We start from the raw sequence: 23,882 nt of genomic DNA, 5'->3' as shown, positions 1-23,882 counted from the left end.
GCGATTTGACTCGCGGAGGCAAAAGGACGACCCTCCCTCTTCGGGCCGATCGAAGGGGGATATGTCATGTGGAAATGGATCCGGGTTCCCAAGGGCGTCGCGTTGCTGGCGTTCCTGTTGCCGTGGATGACCGTCAGCTGTTCCGAACAGAAGCTCGTCGAAGCGACCGGCTTCGGCCTCGCATTCGGCCGGGTGAGCGCGATGGGACAGGCGGCGCAGGCGAGCGACGGCGCATCGATGAACCTCTGGCTGATCCTCGCGCTGCTCGCGATCGCGGGCGGGCTGGCGCTGCTCTTCCTCAAAGGCCGCGAAGCGGCGAAGCCGGTGCTGGGCACGACCATCGCGGCGATCATACTGATCTTCGTCGGCACCTGGCGCTACAGCAAGGACGCGATCCTCGCCGAGGCCGCCCGGAACGGCCAGAACAGCGGGGCGGACCAGGCGGCGCTGGCGATGATCCAGGTCAATTGGGAAATCGGGTATTGGCTCGCGCTGCTGTCGCTGATCGTCGCGGCGGTGATGGCGTGGCTGGTGATGAACGGCAAGGAAGCCGAAGCCGAGGCGAAGATACGCTCGCTGGCCGCCGAAGCGGCCGAAAAGGCCAAAGCCGCCGCCGCGAAGGCGGGAGAAACGGTGGAGAATGCGGCGGACCGGAAGGACGAAGACCCGCCGAAGATTTGAGGCGGGAGCGGCCGGCTGCGGCCGGAAGCGGCCGTCGCCCCTGCGAAGGCGGGGGCCGCTGTCGGTTTACGTGGGCACCGCTGATCAAGGCCGCTGGCGGCCCCCGCCTTCGCGGGGACGACGGTTATAGGCGACGCCCGCTCTCCACCCCGGGACTGCCCTCCGGCGGGAATCAACGAGAGGTTCAGAAGCGGCGCGCGAAGCCGAAATAGAGCTCCACATCGGAGCTGTCGCGGTTGAGGCCGACATTCGCGCCGACATCCCATTGGCTGTCGTCGCCGGCCTGCCAGCCCGCCGAGAGGCCCGCGAGCGCCTCGGTCGCATGGCCGCCGGGATCGCGGTCGCGGGTCAGCGACAGTTCGGCGGTCATCGATATATCGTCCGCGACGCCGAAACCGACCCCGGCGACCGAGCCATAGGCCAGATGCCGCCCGTCGCCATCGCCGTCGACCGCCGCGTCGAGGTGCGGCGAAAGGCTGAGCGAAATCGAGCCCAGTTCGAAGCTGACCGGGACGACAAGTCCCGCGCCCCAGTCGCCCGCGCCGACTCCTCCGCCGCCGACGGGTAGCGTGGCGTAGGGCATGATCGCCGCCGCGAAGCCCGAACCATCAGGATTGCGCAGATTCCGCCGCAGCGCGAGCATGATGTCGCCCGCCCCCGTGCGGCGCGCCGTGTCGCCGGTCGTCCGCTCGCGCTCGCGCGCATGGCCGAGCATCGTCCAGCCGAGTTGGGCCTCGAGCGATGGCGTGAGCCCGGCGCGGAGCAGCGCGTCGCCGTAGGCGAAGCTGTCGGTGCGGCTGCCCGCGTCACGGTCGAGCGTCCAGTCGGCGATCCCGACCTCCAGCATCACCGCGCCCGCGTCGAGCGTGCAGGCGGGCGTGCCGAGCCCCGGCCGGTCGGGGCAAAGGTCGCGGCGGTCCTCCGCTGCATGTGCGGGCGCGGCGACGGCCAGTGCGGCGAACAGCAAGACGGATCGAAGCGGCATTCGTCTCTCCCTTTTTCGATTCTTGTCGCGGACGCCGGACGATCGATCAAGCCCGCTTGCCTCTGTCCGGCAAGCGGTTAGTTTGCCGCGCATGGCAACCTCCTCCCGCGCCAGGAAGCGCAAACTCCCCTGGTATCTCCGCCCATTCAAATGGCTGCTGTGGTTCGTGGCGATTTCGGCGGCCTGGGTGCTCGTCTACGCCGTCGTGCCGCCGCCGGTGACCTTCACTATGCTCGCCGACAGCAACGGCATCGCCAAGGATTGGGAAAGCCTCTCGAACATCGACCGCAACATGGTGCGCGCGGTGATCGCGGCCGAGGACGGCAAATTCTGCAGCCATAACGGTTTCGACCGCGAAGCGATCGAAGAGGCGATCGAGCGCAACGCCAAGGGCAAGAAGCTGCGCGGCGGATCGACGGTCAGCCAGCAGACCGCGAAGAATGTCTTCCTGTGGCAGGGCAGCGGCTGGGCCCGCTATGTCCGCAAGGTGCCCGAGGTCTGGTTCACCTTCCTGATCGAGACGATCTGGGGCAAAAGGCGGATCATGGAGGTTTACCTCAACGTCGCCGAGACGGGTATCGGCACCTATGGCGTCGAGGCGGGAGCGCAGCGCTATTTCAATCACGGCGCCGCCAAGCTGACTCCGCGCGAGGCGGCACGGATCGCCGCGATCCTGCCGCTGCCGAAGAAGCGCGAGGCGATCAGCCCGTCGGGTTTCACGCGGCGTTACGGCAACATGATCACCGCGCGCATCGGCGTGGTGCGGCGCGACGGGCTGGATGCGTGCGTTTATAAATAGCGGCTTCGGGGTGGGGAGAGGCTCTTCCCAACATTTGTCATTCCCGCGAAAGCGGGAATGACGAAGTTATGAGATACTCAACGTCCGCTTCCGGCCGCGAGCACCGCCGCTAAGCCGGCTTCCAGCTCTTCCGCTCTTCGGCCTGTTTGAGCACCTCGAACGCCGCCTGCCCCGCCGCGAAGCGTTTTGCGGCCTCGGCGTCGCCGGGCTTGACGTCGGGGTGGCACTCCTTGGCATAGGCGCGCCACGCCTTTTTCATCGCGTCGAAATCGGCATCGGGATCGAGCCCTAGCAGTTCGAGCGCGCGCATTTCGTCGGCGCTGCGGCTGCCGTCGCCCGCGCCGCCCCATGCGTAATGCTGCGCCCGCGCATAGCTGCGCGCGCCCTGCGCCTCCTCGGCGGCGCGCGCCGCAGCGTCCTCGGCCGACAGGCCGGCGAAATAGTCCCAGCCGCGATTATATTCGGCGGCGTGGGCTTCGCAGAAATACCAGCGTTCGGGGCTGTTCGGCGATTTGGGCGCCGGGCAGTTGCCAGGGTTGGTGCAGCCATGCCGATCGCACAGGCGCACCTTCTGCGTCTCGCGCGACGAGCCATAGGGGCGCCAGCGGGGAAAACCCCAGTCGTCGGATCTCTTGGCGCGGCTCATCCATCCCATGTAACGGCAGGGGGCCGGAATTGCTAGCCAAGCGGGCCGAAAAACCCAGAATCCCTACTCTTTGGGCTTGTAGCCGAACGCTTTGCCCGCGAGCTTGACCACCGCGGGATCGAGATCGGGCGGCGTCATCGGTACCGCCGCCTCGAGCGTTTCGGCGATATGGGTCAGCGCCGCGATCCGCGCCGCCTTCTTGTTGTTGCCGTCGATCACCTTCCACGGCGCCCAGCGTGTGTTCGTCTGCGCGAACATCTCCTCCATCGCGGCGAGATAATGTTTGCGCTTCGACCGGTTGCGATAATCCTCGGTGCCGGTCTTCCAGCGTTTCCACGGATCGTCGAGGCGGTCGGCGAAACGCTTGTCCTGCTCCTCCTGCGTGATGTGGACGAACAGCTTGACGAGATTCGTGCGGCTGCCGGTCAGTTGCGCCTCGAACTCGTTGATTTCGTCATAGCCCTTGCGCCACTCGGCCTCGCTCGCAAAGCCTTCGACGCGCTCGACGAGGACGCGGCCGTACCAGCTGCGGTCGAAGATCGAGATTTCGCGATTTCCGGGCAGGCGTTTCCAGAAGCGCCAGAGGAAATGGCGCGCCTTTTCCTCGTCGGTCGGTGCGGCGATCGGCCAGACCTCGAAATAGCGCGGGTCGAGCGACGCGGTCAGCCGCTGGATGATCCCGCCCTTCCCCGCCGCGTCCCAGCCTTCGAACATGATGACGCTGCGCTGACCGTGGATGATATGCGCCGCCTGAAGCCGTTCGAGCCGGTCCTCCAGCGCGGAAAGGTCGTCGGAATAGTCGCCATCATATTTGGCGCCGGTTTCATGGTCGGAAAGCGAGATCGTCATCGGCGCACCCTAGCGCAAGCGGCGGCGTCCTACCAAGGCCGATGCGCCGATGTCATATTTCGGGACGGCGGACGCGGACTTTCTTGCAACCCGCGATTCAGAGCAGGTCGGCAAGCAGCGCGGCGACGCGTTCGGGGGCTTCCATCGGGATGAAATGGCTATGCTCGGCCCACAGTTCGTCGCGTTCGGCACCGATGGCAGGGCCGAGGCCGCTCCAGGTCGGGCTCAGCGAAAAGTCGAGCTCGCCGCCGCGTTCGCCGGTCGGCGCGCGGATGACGGTCGAAGGGGTTGCGAGATAGTGCAGCCACGCATGCGGATCGGTGCGCAGCGCGTTCTGATAGACCGATGCCTCCAGAGCCGGCGGGCAGGCCAGTTCGAGTCCTTCCCCATCGGCGGCGGGGAGCAGGCCATGGGTGCAATAATCGGCGAGCACGCGCTGATCCCAGTTCGCATAGGGCGGGCGGTCGGCGAAGCGCGCCCGCATCTCTTCGGCACTGGACCATGTGTTGCGGCGCCGCGCAACCGGATGGCTTGCAGGATCGGGGATCGGCTTGGCGCTCTCACCCTCGTAAAGGGCGGGATCCATGATCACCGGGTCGATCAGGACGAGGTGGCGGAAGGCCGCCGGCCGCTGCGACGCGAGCCGGGTCAGAATATAGGCGCCCATGCTGTGGCCGCATCCGGCGAGCGGGTGCCCGCCGAGCCCGTCGAGCAGCGGCAGCAGCACGTCGGCGGTCGCGGCCCAGTTGGCGAGCGTCGCGGGGCGATAGCTGCGCCCGTGGCCGCGATGATCGGGCGCAATGACGTGCGTGCCGGCGGGTAAAGCCGCGACCACCTGATCCCATAACCGGGCATGAAAACCCGTCGCGTGGAGCAGAAGCAGCGAAGCCCTCTCGCCGCGTTCGCCCCATTCGAACCAGCAGATATCGCCTTCCGGCGTTTCCAGCCGGTGTTCGCGGGGATCGGTCATGCGGCCTCCCCCATTTTCGTCATCCCGGCGCAGGCCGGGATCTCGACTTCGCGTCGAGCGGCGACGGCGAGATCCCGGCCTGCGCCGGGATGACGGAGGAACGATGGAGACGGCATGTTCAAAGGATAGGCTCAGCTCTTCGGGCCGTCGACGAGGCGGATGCTGAGTTCCTTGAGCTGCTTGTCGCTGACCGGCGCCGGGGCGCCCATCATCAGATCCTCGGCCTTCTGGTTCATCGGGAAGACGACGACCTCGCGGATGTTCGGCTCGTCGGCGAGCAGCATCACGATGCGGTCGACGCCCGGCGCCGAGCCGCCGTGCGGCGGCGCGCCAAACTTGAAGGCGTTGATCATGCCGCTGAAATTCGCATCGACGTCGGCTTGGCTGTAGCCCGCGATCTCGAACGCCTTGTACATGATGTCGGGGCGGTGGTTGCGGATCGCGCCCGACGACAGCTCGACGCCGTTGCAGACGATGTCATACTGCCAGGCGAGGATGTCGAGCGGATCCTTGGTTTCGAGCGCTTCGAGCTCGCCCTGCGGCATCGAGAAGGGGTTGTGGCTGAAATCGATCTTGCCGGTGTCCTCGTCGGCCTCGAACATCGGGAAGTCGACGATCCAGCACATTTCGAATTTGTTCGCGTCGATGAGGTCGAGCTGCTCGGCGACGCGCGTGCGCGCCAGCCCCGCGAGCTTCGCCGCGACGGCTTCCTTGCCCGCGGCGAAGAAGAGGCCGTCGTCGGGGCCGAGGCCGAGCTCGGCGGCGAGCGCGTCCATCTTCTCCGGTCCATGATTCTTGGCGATCGGACCGCCCCATTCGCCGCCTTTGCGCGTCGCATAGCCGAGGCCGGCGAAGCCCTCGCTCTGCGCCCAGCTGTTCATGTCGTCGAAGAATTTGCGGCTCTTCTCGGCCGTGCCCGGCGCGGGAACGGCGCGGACGACATCGCCCGCGGCGACGATGTCGGCGAAGCGGCCGAAGCCCGATCCCGCGAAGTGCGAGGAGACGTCGGTGATGATCAGCGGGTTACGAAGGTCGGGCTTGTCATTGCCGTATTTCAGCATCGACTCGCGGTACGGAATGCGCGGGAAGGAGCCGGCGGGCGTCACCGACTTGCCGTTCGCGAATTCTTCGAACACGCCGGCGAGCACGGGTTCGATCGCGTTGAACACATCGTCCTGCGTGACGAAGCTCATCTCGAAATCGAGCTGGTAGAATTCGCCCGGCGAGCGGTCGGCGCGCGCGTCCTCGTCGCGGAAGCAGGGCGCGATCTGGAAATAGCGGTCGAAGCCCGCGACCATCAACAGCTGTTTGAACATCTGCGGCGCCTGCGGCAGCGCGTAGAATTTGCCGGGATGGACGCGGCTCGGCACCAGATAGTCGCGCGCGCCCTCGGGCGAGGAGGCGGTGAGGATCGGGGTCTGATATTCGGTGAAGCCCTGTTCGACCATGCGGCGTCGCAGCGACGCGATCACGTTCGAGCGAAGCAGGATGTTGGCGTGGAGCCGTTCGCGGCGGAGGTCGAGGAAGCGGTATTTGAGGCGGATATCCTCGGGATATTCCTGTTCGCCCGCGACCGGCATCGGCAGTTCGACGGCGGCCGACTGCACCGCGACATCGCGCGCGCGGACCTCGATCGCGCCGGTCGGCAGGCCCGCGTTGACCGTCTCGGCCGAGCGCGCGACCACGTCGCCGGTGATCGTCACGACGCTTTCGGCGCGCAGGCCGTCGAGCGTGGCGAAGGCCGCGTCGCTCGAGTCCGCGACGATCTGCGTCAGGCCATAATGGTCGCGCAGGTCGACGAAGAGCAGCCCGCCATGGTCGCGCTTGCGATGCACCCAGCCCGACAGGCGGACATTCTGGCCGACGTCCTCGGCGCGAAGCTGGCCGCAGTTATGGGTGCGATAGGCGTGCATTTTGGTCGTCTTTCGATGAATGAGGAAATCAACTTTAACGTGATTTATGGCCGCGCCTAAGGCAGGTCGGCGCGCCATTTGTCAAGGGTCGAGGCGGTTTCAGCAGGTCAGGCCGAGGCCATCGAGCACCTCGCTGCCGAACAACGCGCGGTGGGCCGGATCGGGCATCAGGCGATCGCGCGCGGCGCGCCAACGGCGAAAATCCTCGCCATAGTCGGCGGCAACGCGCGCCGCATCGAGATGGCAGCTTTTCGCCCAGTGGCGCGTGAAGGCGATGCCCTCCGCGTCGAGGCATTCGATGACGCGCGCATAGGCATCGGCGGTGCGCTGGCTGCGCGGGCCGTCGAAATCGATCACCGCATTGTGCGGAAAGCGCGCGGGCGCGAGCAGGCCCTGCGCGCGCTCCATGAAACGCAGCGTGACGACGGTCGAGCCGCCGTGGCGCGCATATACCGCGCAGATGCGTTCGAAGGCGCGCGCAAGGTCGGCGCGGTCGATGGTGACCGAGGCGTTGAACAGGTCCGCCAGCGGGCGGTGGGTGTCGAGCCCCTCGCCCCAGCTGCCATAGACGGGCGGATCGTCGACGTCGGGGCCGGCAGCATAGCCCATCTTCATCGCGAATTGCAGCAGAGGCCCACGCGCCCACGGATAATCGTCGAGCAGCCGCCCGAGCAGGCTGAGCGCGTCATAGCCCGCGCCGAGCTGGCCGGGCGTCGCGCGCGGATAATCGTCGCGCCACGCTTCGCGATAGAGGAAGCGCAGCATCGCGGGCCGTTTGAACGGCTTGTAGGGATTGACGATCATCTGGACGAAATCGGGGTCGCGGTCGAGCGCATAGGCCGCCGAGAAGCGCCGGAAATCGCCGTCGGCGAGCCAGCCCAGCGCAGCGCGGTCGACCTTGCGCAGATTCTGGATCGGGCGGACGAGAAATTTGGGCACGCTGTCGACGACGAGCGCGGTGATGATACCGAGCGAGCCGACCGGAAGCTGCGCCGCGGCAAAGACGTCGTCGTCACGCAGCACCGTAGAGCCGGTCGCGGCGATGAAGGCGTCGCTCATCACGCCCGTGTGCGGCTCGATCCAGTGGATGCCGCCGGGCGTGACGACCTGCACCGCACGGATATGATCCTGAATGCCGCCGCGCGCGATCATCGAGCCGTGGGTTCCCGTCGCCGCGGCGCCCGCGAAGGTCTGGCCGTTGCCCGCACCGCTGGTCCAGAGCGAACGGCCCTGCGCCTCGAGCTTGTCGGACACTTCGTCGACGAGCGCGCCAGCTTCGACGAGCATCAGGGAAGCGGCATCGACGCCGGGGCGGACATCGCCGGCGTCGATCCGGAAGCAGCGGTTGAAGCGGCGCGTGTGGAGCAGCCAGCTTTGCGAGGCGATATTGACGTTCGAGGGCGACCAGCCCGCGCCGAGCGGCCGGACGCGGCACCGCGCGGCGGCGGCTTCGGCGAGCCAGTCCTGCACGGCCTTCGCGGCGAACGCGATCTCGTCGCGCCCGCGCTCGGCGTCGCCGCTGCGCAAGGCGAAGCGCGTCGCCGCCTCGCAGGTGCCGGTGCCGTGATAATTGGTCCAGCGGCCCTCCTCGCGGAGCTTGACGACCGGCATCAGGCCTCTCCCAGCGGCAGGACGCCGGCGTGCGCGCGCCATGCGACGGTCACCGGGCGCAGGAAGCCGAAGGTCGCGATCGCGACGAGCATCTGGCGCCGCGTCGCGAACAAGCGGACATCGCTCAGGCCATGGTCGGAATCGGGCGTCACGAACGGCTGCGCGGCCTCGGCGGCGAAGCCCCAGCCCTTCAGCGTCACGACCATCGATTCTTCGTCGAGCGGCCGCGGATTGGCGATCGAGACGAAAATATCCGCCTGCCCCGCCAGATATTGACCGAAAAGCAACGCAAAACCGAGCGCGGCGAGCGCCCAACCAAGCCACATCATGCCCCTAATCCCTTCGTTTTCCCCTTGGCCGGTGTTCCGGCTCCGCGACCCGAAGAGCTACGGGAAGGCCTGTTCAATTTTTCCTGCCCGTTCCCCTCAACTAGCTGTATAGGCGCGCTATGCAAGTCCATCCGTTGATCGAAACCAACGCCGCGCTCGCCGAATTCTGCGACCTGATCGGGAACAGCGATTTCATCGCGGTCGATACCGAATTCATGCGCGAGAACACCTTCTGGCCCGAGCTTTGCCTGATCCAGGTGGCCGACCGCGACCATGCCGCCGCGATCGATCCGATGGCGCCGGGCATCGACCTGAAGCCGCTGCTCGACCTGCTCGTCGGCAATGAGGACATGCTCAAGGTCTTTCACGCGGGCGGGCAGGATGTCGAAATCATCTTCAACCTGACCGGCAAGACGCCGCATCCGATCTTCGACACGCAGATCGGCCAGATGGCGCTCGGCCAGGCCGAACAGGTCGGCTATTCGAACCTCGTCGAAGCGTGGATCGGCGTGCAACTCGACAAGGGCGCGCGCTTCACCGACTGGAGCCGGCGTCCGCTCGACAAGCGCCAGATCGATTACGCGATCGGCGACGTCACGCACCTCGCCAAGATTTTCCCGATGATGCTCGACAAGCTGATCAAGACCGGCCGCGGCCATTGGCTCGACGAGGAAATGGAAAAGCTCGCCGACCCCGCCAATTACAGCGTCGATCCCGACAAGGCGTGGCAGCGGATCAAGATACCGACGCGCAAGCTCGACGTGCTCGGCCGGTTGCAGGCGCTGGCAGCGTGGCGCGAGCGCGAGGCGCGCTCGAAGAATCTGCCGCGCGGCCGGATCGTCAAGGACGAGACGCTCGCCGACCTCGCGGCGCATCCGCCGAAGGATCAGGACGGGCTCGGCCGCGTCCGCGGCCTGTCGGCGACATGGCGCACCAACGACATCGGCGGCCGGCTGATGGACGCGATCGCAAATGCCAAGCCGATGTCGAAGGACGACCTGCCCGACCGCGCGCCGCGCGGCCCGGGGCTCGGCAAGGAAGGCACGCTGGTCGCCGACCTTTTGAAGCTGCTGCTCAAGATCCGGGCGCGCGAGCTCAATGTCGCGGCGCGCCTGATCGCGCGCAGCGACGATCTCGAGGCGCTCGCCGCGGGCGCACGCCAGGGCATCCAGATGATGGAGGGCTGGCGCTACGACGTCTTCGGCCACGCCGCACTCGACCTCGTCGAGGGACGGATGGGCTTTGCCGTCAAGAACGGCAAGCTGGTGATGAGCGAGATCGACGCGGCGGTGGCGGCGGAGGTTTAGACCTTACGTCCCCCCGCGAAGGCGGGGGCCGCTGGAGGTTTGCGCCTTTCACGCTGTTCCAGGCCGACGGCGGCCCCCGCCTTCGCGGGGGCGACGAGTGTTTATAACGGCACCGATTGGATTATAGCAGCACCAGCTCAGGCTTGGCATCAAGCGCCTGCGCGAGGACGCGCAGGCGGCGTTCGACCGACTCGCCCGCCAGATGATGCCAGCCCGCCGCGAGGCTCAGCCGCAGCCTGCCCTCGACGAGTGCGATTCCACTCGCCTTGAGCGGCGCCTCGACGCCGCCGGTCAGCCGCTGCGCGAGACGGATCGCGAGACCCCATTGTCGCGCGCGCGCCAGTCTTTCGGTAGAAACGAGCCTGCCCATCGCGGGAAATTCGGCGTCGGCGCCGCCGAAGCCCGCGTAAAGCGCGCGCGCGAGCAGGATGCGCCCCGGAATGTCGATGCTGCGCCAATTGCCGTGGAGGCCGATCTCGGTGCCGCGCTCGGCGCGGAAATCGGGGTTCGCCGACCAGGCGACGTCGCTGAGCAGGCTCGCCGCGAGGCGCACGCGGCTGTCAGCCGGCCCCTCGTCGGTGAAGAGCGGCGCGATCCACTCGGCGATCGCGCGGCCGTGCGGCGCGAAGCGCGCGAGGCGGCGGCCCTCGAACTCGGCGGCGACGATCAGCGGATCCTGCGCGCGCGTCTCGGCATCGAGCGCCTGATAGAGCAATCCTTCGCGCAGGCCCGAAGACGATACCGTCATTTCGGGAACATCGAGGATGTTGACGAGCGCCGCGAGCAGCGCCGCCGCGTCGGGCAAGGCCGCCGCGCGGTTCGACGCCATGCCGGGGATCGCGCGCATTTCCTCGAAGCTCAGCCTTTTGGTCGCGCGGATCAAGCGGCGGAGCGCGCTGCGCGGCAGCGTGTGCTGATCAAGGACCGCGAGCGGATCCTTGGTGAGTTCGAGGTCAAGGCGCGAGAGCGCGCGCCACGAGCCGCCGACGAGATAGAGCGGCAGACCGCTGAGTCCCTCGCCCGGCCAGCCGGCGGCGCGGAGCATTTTGCGGATCGCGCGCTCGAATGCCTGTTCGCCATCCTTGCGCAGCGCGGGCAGCCGGAGCACGCCGAGCGGAAAGGAGGCGCAGCGGCCGACCCGGCCGTCCGAAACCTCGGCCAGTTCGAGGCTGCCGCCGCCCAGGTCGACCGCGATGCCGCGCGCGTCGGGAATCGCCGAAAGCACGCCGTGCCCGGCCGCCTCGGCCTCTTCCTCGCCCGAGAGCAGCCGGATGTCGAGCCCGGCTTCGGCCGCCGCGGCGATGAAGTCGGGACCGTTCGCCGCGTCGCGGACGGCGGCGGTGGCGACGCACTGGACCGCCTTCACGTCCATATGCTTCGCGAGCAGCGCGTAGCGGCGGAGCGCGACGAGGCCGCGTGTCGCATCCTCGGCGGCGATGCGGCCGTCGATCGCGAGGCCGCGGCCGAGCCCGGCGGCGACCTTTTCGTTGAAGATCACCGCGGGGGCGCGGGCTGGCCCTTCATAAACGACGATGCGAACCGAGTTGGAGCCGATGTCGATGACGGCGGACCGGCTGACCTTTTGTCCGGAAGTGCGCAGGAAATTCAACCTCTTCTCAGTCTTCGCGCGTGTGGAAGGCCAGCGTCGGCACGTCCTGACGCTTGTGAAGCGCGGTGCCGCGGCCCGACAGCGACGGGTTGTTCATAAAATAATGATGCAGGTTGAAAGGCTTATCTCCGGGGGCCACGCGCACCGAGGTGCCGTCGGGCTGTAATATCCAGCTTTGTTCATTGTCGATGAGATTCGCGACGAGCACCTGATCGAGGATCTGGTCGTGGACGGTCGGATTTTCGATCGGGATCATATATTCGACGCGGCGGTCGAAGTTGCGCGGCATCCAGTCGGCGCTGCTGATATAGAGTCGGGCCGCGCGGTGCGGCAACGGCGCGCCGTTGGCGAAGGCCCAGACGCGGCTATGTTCGAGGAAGCGGCCGACGACCGATTTGACGCGGATCGTTTCGGAAAGCCCCGGCACCTCCGGACGCAGGCAGCAGATGCCGCGCACGATCAGTTCGATCGGCACGCCCGCGGCGCTCGCCTCGTAGAGCTTGTCGATGATGTCGGGATCGACGAGGCTGTTCATCTTGGCCCACACGCCCGACGGCCGCCCCGCCCGCGCCGCGGCGATTTCGGCGTCGATCAGCTCGCACAGATGCTGGCGCATGTTGAGCGGCGACATGGTGATGAGTTCGAGCCGCTCGGGCTCGACATAGCCGGTGATGTAGTTGAAAAGCTGCGCCGCGTCGCGGCCCGCGCGCGGATCGGCGGTGAAGAAGCTGAGGTCGGTATAGATGCGCGCGGTCACCGGGTGGTAATTGCCAGTGCCGAAGTGGCAATAGGTGCGATAGCCCTGCCCCTCGCGGCGCACGACCATCGAAATTTTGGCGTGCGTCTTCCACTCGATGAAGCCGTAGACGACCTGCACCCCGGCGCGTTCGAGTTGGTTCGCCCAGAGGAGATTCTGCTCCTCGTCGAAGCGCGCCTTGAGTTCGACGACGGCGGTGACCGACTTGCCCGCCTCGGCCGCCTCGATCAGCGCGCGGATGACCGGCGACTGGTTGCCCGCGCGGTAGAGCGTCTGCTTGATCGCGACGACGTCGGGATCGGCGGCGGCCTGCCGCAGGAAGGAGAGAACGACGTCGAAGCTTTCATAGGGATGGTGGACGACGATGTCCTTCGATCGGATCGCCGCGAAACAGTCGCCGCCATGTTCGCGGATGCGTTCGGGAAAGCGCGGCGAATAGGCCGGGAATTTGAGGTCGGGGCGGTCGACGTCGACCAGTGCGGAAAGGGCTGCGAGACCGATGAAGCCGCCGATCTTGGCGACGATCGCCTCATGCCCCTGAATATCGGCGCCGAGCACCTCGGCGATCTCCGCCGGCATGTCGGCTTCAAGCTCCATCAGGATCACGCGGCCGCGGCGGCGGCGGCGGATCGCGGTGCGGAACAGGCGCACGAGATCCTCGGCCTCTTCCTCGAGTTCGATGTCGCTGTCGCGGATGATGCGGAACACGCCCAATGAGCGGATCGCGAACCCCGGAAACAGGAGGTCGCCGAACAGTTCGATCAGATATTCGATCGGCACGAAGCCCGCCGTCCCACCCGGCACCGGCACGAAGCGCGGCAACGAAGCCGGGATCATCACCAGTTCGCGCACCGTCTCGCCGCTCGCCCGGCGCTGAAGGTCGAAGATGACGCCGAGGCCGCGGTTGGGGATGAAGGGAAAGGGGTGCGCCGGATCGAGCACCTGCGGGGTCAGGATCGGGAAAATCTGGTCGATGAAATATTGGCGCAGCGCCGCGCGGAGCGCCTCCTTGTCCGATCCCGCGCCGTGGACGACGATGCCCTGCTCGGCGAGCTGGCGATGGAGCAATTGCCATTCGCTCTGCTGCTGGTCGACGAGGCGGTGGACCTCGGCCTCGATCTCGGCGAGCTGCTGCCCCGGCGAGCGGCCGTCGGCCGAGGGGTCGTCGATTCCCTGAAGCTGCTGCCCCTTCAGCCCCGCGACGCGGACCATGAAAAATTCGTCGAGATTGCTGCCCGAGATCGAGAGGAAGCGGAGGCGTTCGAGCAGCGGATGCGCGGGATTGCGCGCTTCCTCCATCACCCGCCGGTTGAAGGCAAGCCACGAGAGTTCGCGGTTGAAGAAGCGTTCGGGACCGAAGGGAATTTGCGACGCGCCATCGGCGTCATTGTCTGCGCGTAAGGGGCCGCCGGCTATCGACATGTCGCTTCATCCTGCCTTTCGAGCAAATCGGGATCGATCAGCCCCTGTGACAGTAATGTTTCACGCGTAAGACGAATGGTGATCCCGCCCTTTTTTTCGAGCGAGGCGGCGTCGAGCGCCGCGACGATGCGGTGGATCATCGCATAGCTGCGCTCCATCCGCGGCACGATATAGGCGGCGACGCCGGGCGCCAATGCCACGCCGCGCTGCGCGAACAGCGCCTCGATCAGGTCGCGCGCGAGGCAGTCGTCGGGCTCGCCGACCGCCAGCACCGGGACGGCGGCGAGGCGCGAGCGAAGATCGGGCAGCGCGACATCCCATTCGGCCGGGGGCGCGTCGGCGATGATCAGCAGCGGCGTGCCGCTCGCCTGCGCAGCGTTCCAGGCGTGGAAAATCTCTTCTTCGGCGACGCTGCCCGCCCCGTCGATGACGCGGCCGCCGGTATCGCGCGCAAAGAGACGGCCCATCAGGCTGCGCCCCGAACCGCGCGGCCCGGTAAGCACCGCGGTGCGGACGGGCCAGGTCGCGACGTGGCGCAGGTAGCGGACGGCGTCGGCGTTGCTGGTGCCGACGATCAGCGGGCCGTCGTTCGAGCCGCCCGCGCTCCAGTCGAGCGGTAGCGCGATCTGTCCCATCAGCGGCTGATCCTGAGCTGCCCGCCGCCTTCCTGCACGTTGAACCCGCGCGCCGCGAGCGCCGCGCGCAGCGCCGCGAGATCGCCGCGGAAGGTCACGCGCATCACCGAAGTGCCGCCGAGCGCGAGGCTGGTGGTCGAGGCCGACTGAACGCCCGCGACGCCGGCGACGGCGCGTTCGGTCGCGGTGACCGAATCGACGTCGGGCGAGCTGTACTGGACGGTGAAGCTCTGCACGCCCGGGGCGGGCGCGGTGGACACGCTGGCGTCGATCTCGCTGGGCAGCGCGCCGCCATCGGTCGCGACCTCTTCGGGCAGATCTTCCTTTTCGACCGGTTTTTCGAGCACCAGATAGGTGTCGGTCTTGAGGATGCCCGCGGTGAGCGCGTCGGTATAGATGCTGTCCATCCGCGCGACCGCCTTTTCCATCATGTCGGGCAAGGCGGCGGGGCTGGGCCCGGTCATCGTGAAGCTGGAGATAAGCTTGCTGTCGGGACCGAAGCGCGCGGTGAAAATGCCCTTGATCGGGCCGCCGGGGTAGGAATATTCGACCCGCGCGATCGGCATGAGCACGTCGGCGGCGCCATATTGGTCTAGGATCACTCGCCACCAGACGCGGCCGCGACGGCCGGTCTGCCCCGCGTTGAGCAGCAAGGTGTCGGCGCCGGTGCCCGCGGTGCGGACATAGTCGATCGCGCTCTGCCCCGTATTATATTCGGCCCAGGCGCGCTGCCAGGCGCTGCGCTGTTCGAACACCTGGGGGATGCCGTCGACCGAATAGACGGGGATCACGAGCAAGGGCGGCGAACGAAGCGTGCGGCCGCTGACGCCGAGAATCTGTCCGGCGCGGACACGGTCGAACTGGATGCCCAGCTTCGCGACATAGCGGCGCGGGCCGATCTGTTCTTCCTCGACGACGATCGCGGTGACGATGCCGTCGAGCACCGAATCGGTAAGCGCGGGGCCGTCACTGCCGTTCAGCCGCCGATAAAGCTGTGCCCAGCCCTTGCGCTGCGCCTCGCGCCAGCCCTTCGAGCGCGCGTCGTCGGCATTGTCGCCGGTGACATCGACGAGGATACCGCTGGCGAGGAAATCGCCGCTGCTGTTGATCGGGGTGATGCCGCGGTCGCCGCGGGTGATCTGCCCATCGACGATTCCCGCGAGCAGAATCGCGAAGAAAAGGCCGAAAAGCGCAGCCCATCGCCAGTCGCGGCCACGCAGCGCGTCGAAGGAAAAGCTTGGGACGAAGCGGGGGAAAGCGGCCGAAATCATATCTTCTCTATGCTTTGCCCAAAAGCGCGGGCCCCGACAAGGAAATCATGGCAATTCTCGGCTGGAACCGTTAGTCGCGCGTGCCATGGATTCCAAGCACAACCCACCCGCCTCCTACACTTATGCCGGTGCCGGCGTATCGATTGAGACCGGCAACGCGCTGGTCCGTGCCATTGCTCCGCTCGCTCGTGCGACGCGCCGTCCCGGCGCCGATGCCGACCTTGGCGGTTTCGGGGGATTCTTCGACCTGAAGGCGGCGGGGTTCAGCGACCCGCTGCTCGTCGCGGCGAACGACGGGGTCGGCACCAAGCTCAAGCTCGCGATCGAATCGGGCAAGCATGACGGAGTGGGCATCGACCTCGTCGCCATGTGCGCGAACGACCTGATCGTGCAGGGCGCCGAGCCGCTGTTCTTCCTCGACTATTATGCGACCGGAAAGCTCGACAACGATGTCGCGACCGAGGTCGTCGCGAGCATCGCCGAAGGGTGCAAGCAGGCCGGATGCGCGCTGATCGGGGGCGAGACCGCCGAGATGCCGGGCATGTATTCAGACGGCGACTATGACCTCGCGGGCTTCTGCGTCGGCGCGGTCGAGCGCGATCAGGTGCTGACCGCCGACAAGGTCGCGGCGGGAGACGTGATCCTCGGCCTCGCTTCGTCGGGCGTCCATTCGAACGGCTTTTCGCTCGTGCGCCGGCTCGCGGCGGACAAGGGATGGAAGCTCGATCGCCCTGCCCTGTTCGACCAGAATGTGCTGCTGATCGACGCGCTGATGGCGCCGACGCGCATCTATGTGAAGAGCCTGTTGCCGCTGGTGAAGACCGGCAGGATCCATGCGCTCGCGCATATCACCGGCGGCGGATTGCTCGAAAATATTCCGCGCGTGCTGCCGAAGACGCTCCACGCGCACATCGATGCCGACGCATGGGAGCAGCCGCGGCTGATGGCTTTCCTGCAGGCCCAGGGGAATATCGAGCCCGAAGAGATGGCGCGCACCTTCAACTGCGGGATCGGCATGGCCGTGGTTGTCGCCGAGAGCGATGTCGCCGAGGTGACGGCGGCGCTCGAAGCCGCGGGCGAGACGGTGTTCCGGATCGGTCATATCGCCGAGGGCGAAAAAGGCTGCACCGTGACGGGAAGCGCCGAGACGTGGAGCGCGATGGGCGCGTGGAGCGCAACGTACCACGGGTAAGTCCAAAACCGTTCGCCCTGAGCTTGTCGAAGGGCCGTTCTTCCTTTCAACTGAAGAAGAGACAAGAACAGTGCTTCGACAAGCTCAGCACGAACGGATTGAAGGGGTGGCGCTGTGACGAAAGCCAAAGTCGCGGTCCTGATCTCGGGCTCCGGCACCAATATGGCGGCGCTGCTCTACGCCGCGAAGGCCGAAAGCTGCCCCTATGAACTGGTGCTCGTCGCGAGCAACAATCCCGATGCGCCGGGGCTGAAGATCGCCGAGGCCGAGGGCGTCGCGACCTGGGCCTTGTCCCACAAGGGCATGAACCGCGACGCCTTCGACGCGCTGGTCGACGAACGGCTCCGCGAAGCCGGCGCCGAATATGTCGCGCTCGCGGGCTATATGCGGATTTTAAGCGACGATTTCGTCGCGCGTTGGGCAGGCAAGATGATCAACATCCATCCGAGCCTGCTACCGCTCTACAAGGGGCTCAACACCCACAGCCAGGCCATCGAGGCCGGCGACGTCTGGTGGGATCGCCGGTGAACAGGTCGGCCTGTCCGACACCGAGCGCGAGGCCATCGAGGCCGGCGACCAATTCGGCGGATGCAGCATCCATATCGTCACGCCCGGTGTCGACGAGGGGCCGGTGCTCGCGCAGACGCCGGTCGCGATCGTCCCTGGCGACACCGCCGAAAGCCTCGCGCGGCGCGTCCAGTTCGCCGAGCATCAGCTTTATCCCGCGACGCTCGCGGCTTTCGTGACGCGCGAGCGGTCGCCCGACTATCTGCGCGGCCGGGTGCGCGAGCTGGCGATGGCATTGCCCGAGGCAGACGAGGTGGTGTCGCACGGCATGCCCTGCTTCGGCATCGTGAAGGGCAAGAAATTCGCCTATTTCACCGAGGATCACCACGGCGACGGCAAGATCGCGCTGCTGGTGAAGATCAGCGGCGCCGACGAACAGGCGGCGCTGATCGAGATGGACGCCGACCGCTATTACCGCCCCGCTTATTTCGGCGACGGCTGGGTGGGCATCCGCCTCGACCTTGGCGACACCGATTGGGATGCGATCGGCGAATGGCTGCGCAAGAGCTGGCTCGCGGTCGCGCCGAAAAAGCTCGCGGGGTTGATGGCGGTGGCGGAGGATTTCTGACGAAAAAGGCCGCCGGATCGCTCCGGCGGCCTTTCCATAACCGTCGCCCCCGCGAAGGCGGGGGCCGCTATCAGGGTAGCGCTAGGCGGCTTGCGGCCCCCGCCTTCGCGGGGGCGACGCGTTTTTATCAGCCGACGATTTCTTCGGGCTTGAAGAAATAGGCGATCTCGATCGCAGCATTTTCGTCGCTGTCCGAACCGTGAACCGTGTTCGCCTCGATGCTTTCGGCGAGTTCCTTGCGGATCGTGCCGGGCGCGGCGTCCTTGGGGTTGGTCGCGCCCATGATGTCGCGGTTGCGCTGCATCGCATTCTCGCCTTCGAGCACCTGCACGACGACGGGGCCCGAGGTCATGAAGGTGACGAGTTCGCCGAAGAAGGGGCGTTCCTTGTGGACCGCGTAGAAGCCTTCGGCCTGTTCCTTGGTCATGTGGATGCGCTTCGACGCGACGACGCGGAGGCCGGCGTCCTCGAGCATCTTGGTGACGGCGCCGGTGAGGTTGCGACGCGTGGCGTCGGGCTTGATGATCGAAAAGGTGCGGGTGACCGCCATGGGAAAGCTCCTGCGATGTTATGGTTTGCGATGCGCGCGCCTCTAGCCGCGCTTTCGCCGCGCCGCAAGGAGAGAGCGCAGCGCGCGCCTATGCCCCGGTGCCGTAGGTTATCGCGCCTTCGACCATATCGCCGTTTTGGGTCGCGGTGACCTGGATCGAGGTCTCCGCATCGTCGGGCTTCTCGGCGCTGATGATAACCGTGTCTTCGGCCTTCATTTCGGATTTCACCTTGAGGCCCGCCGCCTCGATCTGACGCCGATAATGCGCGACGACATCCGCGGCTTTCCCCTTCACTTCGAAGCTCGCAAGGCCGCCCCGCCTGCCCTCCGACGACCCGGAGAAACCGCCCGTCATCTTCGACCCCGGAAAGGGCGTGAACCCAGCCGGCAGTTTCGCCTCGCCGCCGAACTGGACTTCGCCGTCGTCGGTCTTGATCGTCACCTTGCCGTTTTCGCCATCTTCGCTGCTGCTGATCTTGTAATCGGCCGTCTTGCCGGTTTCGGGGTCGGTATAGGTGCCGCTCGCGACCTCGGTTTCCGATTTCGAGCCGCAGCCGGCGAGAAGCAGGACCGTCGCCGCCAGCGCGGCGCAAACGGAAGATTGGGCACGGGTCGTCATTTCAAAAGCTCCTGTTGAATCAACATGCTGCCTCCTTGCGCGTGCGCCGCCGGGCTGTCGGTGACGCACGTCACAACCGTCTACGGCCCCTCGGACCAGCGGCCGTTTTCGTCCTGTTTCCAGAAGCGGTTGTCGACATCCTCGCGCGCCGCGAGCGTACGCCAGAGCGCGCGGGCGTCGTCGATGCGGCTGTTGTCGAAGAGGAGGAAGGTGCGCTCGAACTCCAGCGCCGCGTCGCGCCACTCGCCATCGGCGAGCGCGAGGTGGCTGGCGCGGTTCGGCGGCGACGGTTCCAGGGTGCCCGAGATCAGGACCGGCTCGATCGCTTCGTCGGGCGACCCCGCATGGCCGTGCGGCAGGAAGCTCGCGGGGTTCAGCGTCCACAGCGCCTCGTCGATCGCCTGGCGCTGCATCGCCGAGGCGGCGACCACCAGCAGGCGATCGCCATTGCCAAGAACGCGCGTCGCAAGCGCGGGGAGCACCCGTTCGACCGGGGCGCGGGTCAGCCGGTAGAAATCGACGCGCGGCATGGTCGGCTACGTCGCCCCCGCGCAGGCGGGGGCCGCTGCCGGCCTTGGCCCCTCATCACTGCGTAAACCGCCGGCGCCCCCCGCCTGCGCGGGGGCGACGAGGGTTTGCGGTGACCGAGGGAATGACATCAGCCCTCGTGGTTCGCCGCAATGTAGCGGTCGAGCAGGCGCACGCCGTAACCGGTCGCGCCCTTGGCATGGACCGCGCTATCCTTGTCGGCCCACGCCATGCCCGCGATGTCGAGATGCGCCCAGGCGACGCCGTCCTCGACATAGCGTTTGAGGAATTGCGCCGCGGTGATCGAACCGCCTTCGCGCGGGCCGATATTCTTCATGTCGGCGATGGGGCTGTCGATCAGCTTGTCATAGGCGGGCGACAGCGGGAAGCGCCACAGCTTGTTGTTCGACGCCTCGCCCGCCGCGAGCAGGCCGGCGGCGAGCGTCTCGTCGTTCGCGAACATGCCGGCATATTCATGGCCGAGCGAGATGACCATCGCGCCGGTCAGCGTCGCGAGATCGACGATCACCTTGGGATCATAGGCCTTTTGCGCCCAGCTGATCGCGTCGCAGAGGACGAGGCGGCCCTCGGCGTCGGTGTTGAGCACTTCGACCGTCTGCCCCGACATGGTGGTGACGATGTCGCCGGGGCGCATCGCATTGCCGTCGGGCATATTCTCGACGAGGCCGACGACGCCGACGACATTCGCCTTCGCCTTGCGCCCGGCGATCGCCTTGATCGCGCCGGCTACCGCGCCCGCGCCGCCCATGTCCCATTTCATCATGTCCATGCCCGCGCCGGGCTTGAGGCTGATGCCGCCGGTGTCGAAGGTCACCCCCTTGCCGATGAAGACGACGGGTGCGTCACCCGGATTGCCACCGTTCCAGCGCATCGCGAGCAGCCGCGGCGGACGCGTCGAGCCCTGTGCGACGCCGAGCAGCGCGCCCATGCCGAGCGCCTTCATCTGGCGTTCGTCGAGGATTTCGAGTTCGACGCCAAGGTCGGCGAGATGCTGGCAGCGTTCGACGAAGCTTTCGGGATAGAGGATGTTCGGCGGCTCGGCGACGAGCGTCTGGGTCAGCGCGACGCCCTCGGCGATCGCTTCATTTGTCGCCCAGCGGTCCGAAAGGTCGCCGTGCGGCGAGGCGATCGTCACCGTCGCAAGACTCGGCTTCGCCTTGTCGGCGAGGCGGGTGCGATAGGTGTCGAGGCGCCAGTTGCGCAGGCGCGCGCCCATCGCGAAGGCGAGAACATCGTCGGCGTCGCTCTGCCCCGCGCTCGCGAAATCGACATGGACTTGCGTGACGCCGCTTGTCTGGAGCTTTGCCGTCAGCGCCGCGCCGCCGCGTTCGAGGTCATGCTCCGAACCTTCGCCGATGCCGACGAGCAACAGGCGCTTCGCCTGTTCGCCGTCGATCGCCGCGGTCTCCGCGATCGCGCCCGCCGCACCGTCGAAGCGCGCCTGCGCCGCGGCGGCGCCGAGCAGTGCCCCGAGCGCACCCGCCTCGCCCTTGCGGACCGGAAATGCGACGACGTCGGCAGACGCATCGATTTGCGCGACAAACTGAATGTCCATGCCTTAACTTTCTTATGCGATGATTGATTGGAACGTGGCGGACCGATAGGGGTTTCGCCTGCGAGTTGCAAAAACAAAGCGGCCGGTCCAAGCCGGCGACTGTCTATAGGGTTCGGGACAAAGGGATTAAATGAGCTGGTCTTTGTTCCATCGGACAGCCCGTGCGCGGCCGTTCTGGCTGGCGACGGCGAGCGGCTTCGCCTTGGCTGCCAGCCCGGTGCTGGCCCAGAACGAGGCGAATCCGGCCCAGCCCGCGGAGGAAGTCGCGGGCGAGCCCGATTTGCAGACCCCCGACGTCGCACCGACCCTGTCGGATGCCCCCGACACAACGGACGAGCAGCAGATCGGCTTTGCGGCCGACAACCTCAATTACGACGGCGATACCGAGGTCGTCGTCGCCGAAGGCAATGTCCAGATGAACCGCGATGCGATCGAGATGCGCGCGGACAAGGTGACGTGGAACCGGCAGACGGGACAGGTGTTCGCCGAAGGCAATGTCATGATCAGGAACCCCGAAGGCGACATCGCCTATGGGGACAGGATCGAACTGACCGACAGCTTGCGCGACGGCGTCGTCGAAAATCTGCTCGTCGTGCTCGACAATGGATCGCGGCTCGCCGCGGTCCGCGGCACGCGCTTCGACAACGGCAATATCGAGCTGGAGAATGCCGCCTACACCCCCTGCCCGGTCGAGGACGACGCGGGCTGTCCGAAGAACCCGAGTTGGCAGATTCGCGCGGTCAAGGTGATGTACGACCGGGCGAAGAACAAGGTCCGCTACAAGGGCGCGCGCGTCGAGATTTTCGGCCTGCCGCTGATCCCGCTGCCCGGGCTCAGCCACACGATCAACAATGAGGCGAGCAGCGGCATATTGGTGCCCGAAATCCGGCTTGACCGCAGCAACGGCTTCGAGATCGCGGTCCCCTATTACCTCCGCATCGCGCCCGATCGCGACATGACGATCACCCCGCATCTCTACACCGATGCGGCGCCGATGATCGAAGGCGAGTTCCGCGCGCTGACCGACATCGGATCGTTCCGCATCAACGGCTATGCGACCTATGGCTCGCTCGTCCCGCTGGTCGGTGAGGACCCCGATACGCAGAAGCGCTTTCGCGGCTACCTCGAAAGCGCGGGCAAGTTCCAGTTCGACCCGCACTGGAGCCTCACCTATTCGGGACGCATCGCGACCGACCGCACTTTCATGCGCCGCTACGACATCAGCCGCGACGACCGGCTGCGCTCGACCTTCGAGCTCGAGCGGATCGGCGGCAGCTCCTATCTCTCGATCGCCGGCTGGGCGACGCAGACGCTGCGCGTCAACGATATTCAAGGCCAGCAGCCGATCGCGCTGCCGATCATCGATTACCGCCAGCGGCTCGACGACCCGATCTTCGGCGGGCAGTTCGAGTTGCAGCTCAACACGCTCGCGATCGGCCGCACCGCGGGGCAGGACACGCAGCGCGCCTTTGCCGGGGCGCAATGGAATCTGCGCGGGCTGACGGGGCTTGGGCAGGAAGTAACCCTGACGGCGCTGGTGCGCGGCGACGTCTATCACAGCGACGAGAATCTGCTGACCGCGATCCCCGGCTATCGCGGCAAATCGGGCTGGCAGGCGCGCGCGATCGCGGCGGTCGCCGCCGACATGCGCTGGCCCTTCATCGGCGAATTCGCCGGCGGAACGCAGACGCTGACCCCGCGCGTCCAGGTCGTCGCCACGCCGCCGATCAAGAATCTCGACATTCCGAACGAGGATTCGCGCGCCTTCGATCTCGAGGACAGCAATCTCTTCGCGATCAACCGCTTCAACGGTCACGACCGGTTCGAGGACGGCGCGCGCATCACCTATGGCCTCGAATGGAATTACAGCCGCCCGGGATTCAACATCAACAGCATCGTCGGGCAAAGCTATCGCCTGACCGACAAACCCAGCCTGTTCCCCGACGGCACCGGCCTGACCGACCGCACGTCGGACATCGTCGGACGGACGACGATCGCGTACAGGGATTTCCTGCGCCTCACCCACCGCTACCGGCTCGACAAGGATAATCTCGCGATCCGGCGCAACGAATTCGACGCGACGATCGGCAGCCGCTCGACCTATGCCGTGGTCGGCTATTCGCGGCTCAACCGCGACATATTGCTGCTCGGCGAGGATTTGCAGGACCGCGAGGAAGTGCGCGCCGGCGGCCGCGTCGCCTTCGCGAAACACTGGTCGCTGTTCGGCTCGGCGATCGTCGATCTGACCAAGCAGAGCGACGACCCGCTGAGCGAGGCCGACGGATTCGAGCCGATCCGCCACCGGCTCGGCCTCGCCTATGACGACGAATGCCTGTCGATCGCGCTGACCTGGCGGCGCGACTATGCCGACACCGGGGACGCACGCCGCGGCAACAGCTTCTCGTTCCGCATCGCTTTCCGGAATCTGGGGTTCTGAGGGCGGACTTCGGCCGGTAGTTGCCATTTGATCCTCCCTGTCGCGCAGCGATGGGGAGGTG

General features: G+C 66.7%; 20 protein-coding genes and 1 pseudogene. 6 read left to right on the top strand and 15 right to left on the bottom strand.

The genetic code is table 11. From position 1 onward, the window contains the following. The first annotated feature begins 66 nt into the window (after nucleotides 1-66). A complete protein-coding gene (locus tag QZL87_RS04890) occupies nucleotides 67-681 on the top strand; it encodes a hypothetical protein (RefSeq protein ID WP_295324560.1) in 615 nt (204 codons plus the stop codon). A 184-nt stretch (nucleotides 682-865) separates the two neighbouring features. Here the strand turns inward: QZL87_RS04890 and QZL87_RS04885 are convergent, their stop codons facing one another. Next, the gene (locus tag QZL87_RS04885; protein WP_295324557.1) at nucleotides 866-1,666 is read right to left on the bottom strand and encodes a transporter; all 801 of its coding nucleotides are present in this window, start codon (nucleotides 1,664-1,666) and stop codon (nucleotides 866-868) included. Nucleotides 1,667-1,757: 91 nt separating this feature from the next. Between QZL87_RS04885 and mtgA the strand changes: the two genes are divergently transcribed. Then, nucleotides 1,758-2,465 (top strand): monofunctional biosynthetic peptidoglycan transglycosylase, encoded by a 708-nt coding sequence (gene mtgA / locus QZL87_RS04880; RefSeq protein WP_295324554.1) that lies wholly within the window; start codon nucleotides 1,758-1,760, stop codon nucleotides 2,463-2,465. Nucleotides 2,466-2,574: 109 nt separating this feature from the next. Here the strand turns inward: mtgA and QZL87_RS04875 are convergent, their stop codons facing one another. From QZL87_RS04875 to QZL87_RS04850, 6 genes are all read right to left on the bottom strand, one after another. Further along, nucleotides 2,575-3,111 (bottom strand): J domain-containing protein, encoded by a 537-nt coding sequence (locus QZL87_RS04875; RefSeq protein WP_295324551.1) that lies wholly within the window; start codon nucleotides 3,109-3,111, stop codon nucleotides 2,575-2,577. A gap of 63 nt (nucleotides 3,112-3,174) precedes the next feature. Next, nucleotides 3,175-3,960: a polyphosphate kinase gene (locus QZL87_RS04870; protein WP_295324548.1), complete on the bottom strand. Its 786-nt coding sequence runs from the start codon at nucleotides 3,958-3,960 to the stop codon at nucleotides 3,175-3,177. Between the two features lie 97 nt (nucleotides 3,961-4,057). Beyond that, a complete protein-coding gene (locus QZL87_RS04865) occupies nucleotides 4,058-4,930 on the bottom strand; it encodes an alpha/beta hydrolase (RefSeq protein ID WP_295324546.1) in 873 nt (290 codons plus the stop codon). Nucleotides 4,931-5,061: 131 nt separating this feature from the next. After that, entirely contained in the window at nucleotides 5,062-6,843 is a 1,782-nt protein-coding gene (gene aspS / locus QZL87_RS04860) for an aspartate--tRNA ligase (RefSeq protein WP_295324543.1), read from the bottom strand. A gap of 99 nt (nucleotides 6,844-6,942) precedes the next feature. Next, nucleotides 6,943-8,454 (bottom strand): FAD-binding protein, encoded by a 1,512-nt coding sequence (locus tag QZL87_RS04855; protein ID WP_295324540.1) that lies wholly within the window; start codon nucleotides 8,452-8,454, stop codon nucleotides 6,943-6,945. Continuing rightward, on the bottom strand, nucleotides 8,454-8,783 hold the full coding sequence (locus QZL87_RS04850) for a hypothetical protein (protein WP_295324537.1): 330 nt from the start codon (nucleotides 8,781-8,783) through the stop codon (nucleotides 8,454-8,456). The genes QZL87_RS04855 and QZL87_RS04850 overlap by 1 nt, the downstream gene beginning before the upstream one ends. Nucleotides 8,784-8,902: 119 nt before the next feature. Here QZL87_RS04850 and rnd point away from each other — a divergent pair, with 119 nt between their 5' ends. Continuing rightward, nucleotides 8,903-10,090, top strand: coding sequence for a ribonuclease D (gene rnd, locus QZL87_RS04845; protein WP_295324535.1), 1,188 nt, complete (start codon nucleotides 8,903-8,905; stop codon nucleotides 10,088-10,090). Between the two features lie 121 nt (nucleotides 10,091-10,211). On the opposite strand, the gene QZL87_RS04840 is transcribed toward rnd, so the two are convergent. The 4 genes from QZL87_RS04840 to QZL87_RS04825 are packed head-to-tail and all read right to left on the bottom strand — an operon-like array spanning nucleotide 10,212 to nucleotide 15,784. Continuing rightward, nucleotides 10,212-11,699 (bottom strand): Ppx/GppA family phosphatase, encoded by a 1,488-nt coding sequence (locus QZL87_RS04840; RefSeq protein WP_295324532.1) that lies wholly within the window; start codon nucleotides 11,697-11,699, stop codon nucleotides 10,212-10,214. A gap of 7 nt (nucleotides 11,700-11,706) precedes the next feature. Further along, the gene (locus tag QZL87_RS04835) at nucleotides 11,707-13,878 is read right to left on the bottom strand and encodes an RNA degradosome polyphosphate kinase (RefSeq protein WP_295324529.1); all 2,172 of its coding nucleotides are present in this window, start codon (nucleotides 13,876-13,878) and stop codon (nucleotides 11,707-11,709) included. Next, nucleotides 13,869-14,513, bottom strand: coding sequence for a chromosomal replication initiator DnaA (locus QZL87_RS04830; protein WP_295324527.1), 645 nt, complete (start codon nucleotides 14,511-14,513; stop codon nucleotides 13,869-13,871). Before QZL87_RS04830 ends, QZL87_RS04835 begins: the two co-directional genes overlap by 10 nt. Next, entirely contained in the window at nucleotides 14,513-15,784 is a 1,272-nt protein-coding gene (locus QZL87_RS04825; protein WP_295324524.1) for a heavy-metal-associated domain-containing protein, read from the bottom strand. The genes QZL87_RS04830 and QZL87_RS04825 overlap by 1 nt, the downstream gene beginning before the upstream one ends. Nucleotides 15,785-15,869: 85 nt before the next feature. Here QZL87_RS04825 and purM point away from each other — a divergent pair, with 85 nt between their 5' ends. After that, nucleotides 15,870-16,976 (top strand): phosphoribosylformylglycinamidine cyclo-ligase, encoded by a 1,107-nt coding sequence (gene purM / locus QZL87_RS04820; RefSeq protein ID WP_295324521.1) that lies wholly within the window; start codon nucleotides 15,870-15,872, stop codon nucleotides 16,974-16,976. A gap of 114 nt (nucleotides 16,977-17,090) precedes the next feature. Further along, nucleotides 17,091-18,111, top strand: a pseudogene (locus QZL87_RS04815) (formyltransferase family protein). A gap of 127 nt (nucleotides 18,112-18,238) precedes the next feature. Here QZL87_RS04815 and ndk read toward each other — a convergent pair. The 4 genes from ndk to QZL87_RS04795 all read right to left on the bottom strand — a co-directional run bounded on the left by ndk (nucleotide 18,239) and on the right by QZL87_RS04795 (nucleotide 21,384). Then, the gene (gene ndk / locus QZL87_RS04810) at nucleotides 18,239-18,661 is read right to left on the bottom strand and encodes a nucleoside-diphosphate kinase (RefSeq protein ID WP_295324518.1); all 423 of its coding nucleotides are present in this window, start codon (nucleotides 18,659-18,661) and stop codon (nucleotides 18,239-18,241) included. Nucleotides 18,662-18,749: 88 nt separating this feature from the next. After that, nucleotides 18,750-19,280 carry a hypothetical protein gene (locus QZL87_RS04805; RefSeq protein WP_295324515.1) on the bottom strand — a complete coding sequence of 177 codons (531 nt, stop codon included), beginning with the start codon at nucleotides 19,278-19,280 and terminating at the stop codon, nucleotides 18,750-18,752. Nucleotides 19,281-19,360: 80 nt separating this feature from the next. Next, nucleotides 19,361-19,810, bottom strand: coding sequence for a DNA polymerase III subunit chi (locus QZL87_RS04800; protein ID WP_295324512.1), 450 nt, complete (start codon nucleotides 19,808-19,810; stop codon nucleotides 19,361-19,363). 128 nt (nucleotides 19,811-19,938) lie between these two features. Next, nucleotides 19,939-21,384: a leucyl aminopeptidase gene (locus QZL87_RS04795; RefSeq protein WP_295324508.1), complete on the bottom strand. Its 1,446-nt coding sequence runs from the start codon at nucleotides 21,382-21,384 to the stop codon at nucleotides 19,939-19,941. A gap of 130 nt (nucleotides 21,385-21,514) precedes the next feature. On the opposite strand from QZL87_RS04795, the gene lptD reads away from it, so the two are divergent. After that, on the top strand, nucleotides 21,515-23,821 hold the full coding sequence (lptD, locus tag QZL87_RS04790) for an LPS assembly protein LptD (RefSeq protein ID WP_295324504.1): 2,307 nt from the start codon (nucleotides 21,515-21,517) through the stop codon (nucleotides 23,819-23,821). Nucleotides 23,822-23,882: the final 61 nt, after the last annotated feature.

It is taken from the genome of uncultured Sphingopyxis sp. (genome assembly GCF_900078365.1).
In the GTDB taxonomy this organism is placed as follows: Bacteria; Pseudomonadota; Alphaproteobacteria; order Sphingomonadales; family Sphingomonadaceae; genus Sphingopyxis.
The sequence above is the reverse complement of the archived record's forward strand: the minus strand, read 5'-3'. Positions and strand labels throughout refer to the sequence as shown.

What these genes read in the sequence shown, in the direction of transcription:
- QZL87_RS04870 (WP_295324548.1), bottom strand. Translation starts at nt 3,960, where the DNA reads ATGACGATCTCGCTTTCCGACCATGAAACCGGCGCCAAATATGATGGC.
- aspS (WP_295324543.1), bottom strand. Translation starts at nt 6,843, where the DNA reads ATGCACGCCTATCGCACCCATAACTGCGGCCAGCTTCGCGCCGAGGAC.
- lptD (WP_295324504.1), top strand. Translation starts at nt 21,515, where the DNA reads ATGAGCTGGTCTTTGTTCCATCGGACAGCCCGTGCGCGGCCGTTCTGG.
- QZL87_RS04830 (WP_295324527.1), bottom strand. Translation starts at nt 14,513, where the DNA reads ATGGGACAGATCGCGCTACCGCTCGACTGGAGCGCGGGCGGCTCGAAC.
- QZL87_RS04890 (WP_295324560.1), top strand. Translation starts at nt 67, where the DNA reads ATGTGGAAATGGATCCGGGTTCCCAAGGGCGTCGCGTTGCTGGCGTTC.
- QZL87_RS04800 (WP_295324512.1), bottom strand. Translation starts at nt 19,810, where the DNA reads ATGCCGCGCGTCGATTTCTACCGGCTGACCCGCGCCCCGGTCGAACGG.
- QZL87_RS04855 (WP_295324540.1), bottom strand. Translation starts at nt 8,454, where the DNA reads ATGCCGGTCGTCAAGCTCCGCGAGGAGGGCCGCTGGACCAATTATCAC.
- QZL87_RS04795 (WP_295324508.1), bottom strand. Translation starts at nt 21,384, where the DNA reads ATGGACATTCAGTTTGTCGCGCAAATCGATGCGTCTGCCGACGTCGTC.
- QZL87_RS04865 (WP_295324546.1), bottom strand. Translation starts at nt 4,930, where the DNA reads ATGACCGATCCCCGCGAACACCGGCTGGAAACGCCGGAAGGCGATATC.
- QZL87_RS04885 (WP_295324557.1), bottom strand. Translation starts at nt 1,666, where the DNA reads ATGCCGCTTCGATCCGTCTTGCTGTTCGCCGCACTGGCCGTCGCCGCG.
- QZL87_RS04850 (WP_295324537.1), bottom strand. Translation starts at nt 8,783, where the DNA reads ATGATGTGGCTTGGTTGGGCGCTCGCCGCGCTCGGTTTTGCGTTGCTT.
- purM (WP_295324521.1), top strand. Translation starts at nt 15,870, where the DNA reads ATGGATTCCAAGCACAACCCACCCGCCTCCTACACTTATGCCGGTGCC.
- mtgA (WP_295324554.1), top strand. Translation starts at nt 1,758, where the DNA reads ATGGCAACCTCCTCCCGCGCCAGGAAGCGCAAACTCCCCTGGTATCTC.
- rnd (WP_295324535.1), top strand. Translation starts at nt 8,903, where the DNA reads ATGCAAGTCCATCCGTTGATCGAAACCAACGCCGCGCTCGCCGAATTC.
- QZL87_RS04835 (WP_295324529.1), bottom strand. Translation starts at nt 13,878, where the DNA reads ATGTCGATAGCCGGCGGCCCCTTACGCGCAGACAATGACGCCGATGGC.
- QZL87_RS04875 (WP_295324551.1), bottom strand. Translation starts at nt 3,111, where the DNA reads ATGAGCCGCGCCAAGAGATCCGACGACTGGGGTTTTCCCCGCTGGCGC.
- QZL87_RS04805 (WP_295324515.1), bottom strand. Translation starts at nt 19,280, where the DNA reads ATGACGACCCGTGCCCAATCTTCCGTTTGCGCCGCGCTGGCGGCGACG.
- QZL87_RS04825 (WP_295324524.1), bottom strand. Translation starts at nt 15,784, where the DNA reads ATGATTTCGGCCGCTTTCCCCCGCTTCGTCCCAAGCTTTTCCTTCGAC.
- ndk (WP_295324518.1), bottom strand. Translation starts at nt 18,661, where the DNA reads ATGGCGGTCACCCGCACCTTTTCGATCATCAAGCCCGACGCCACGCGT.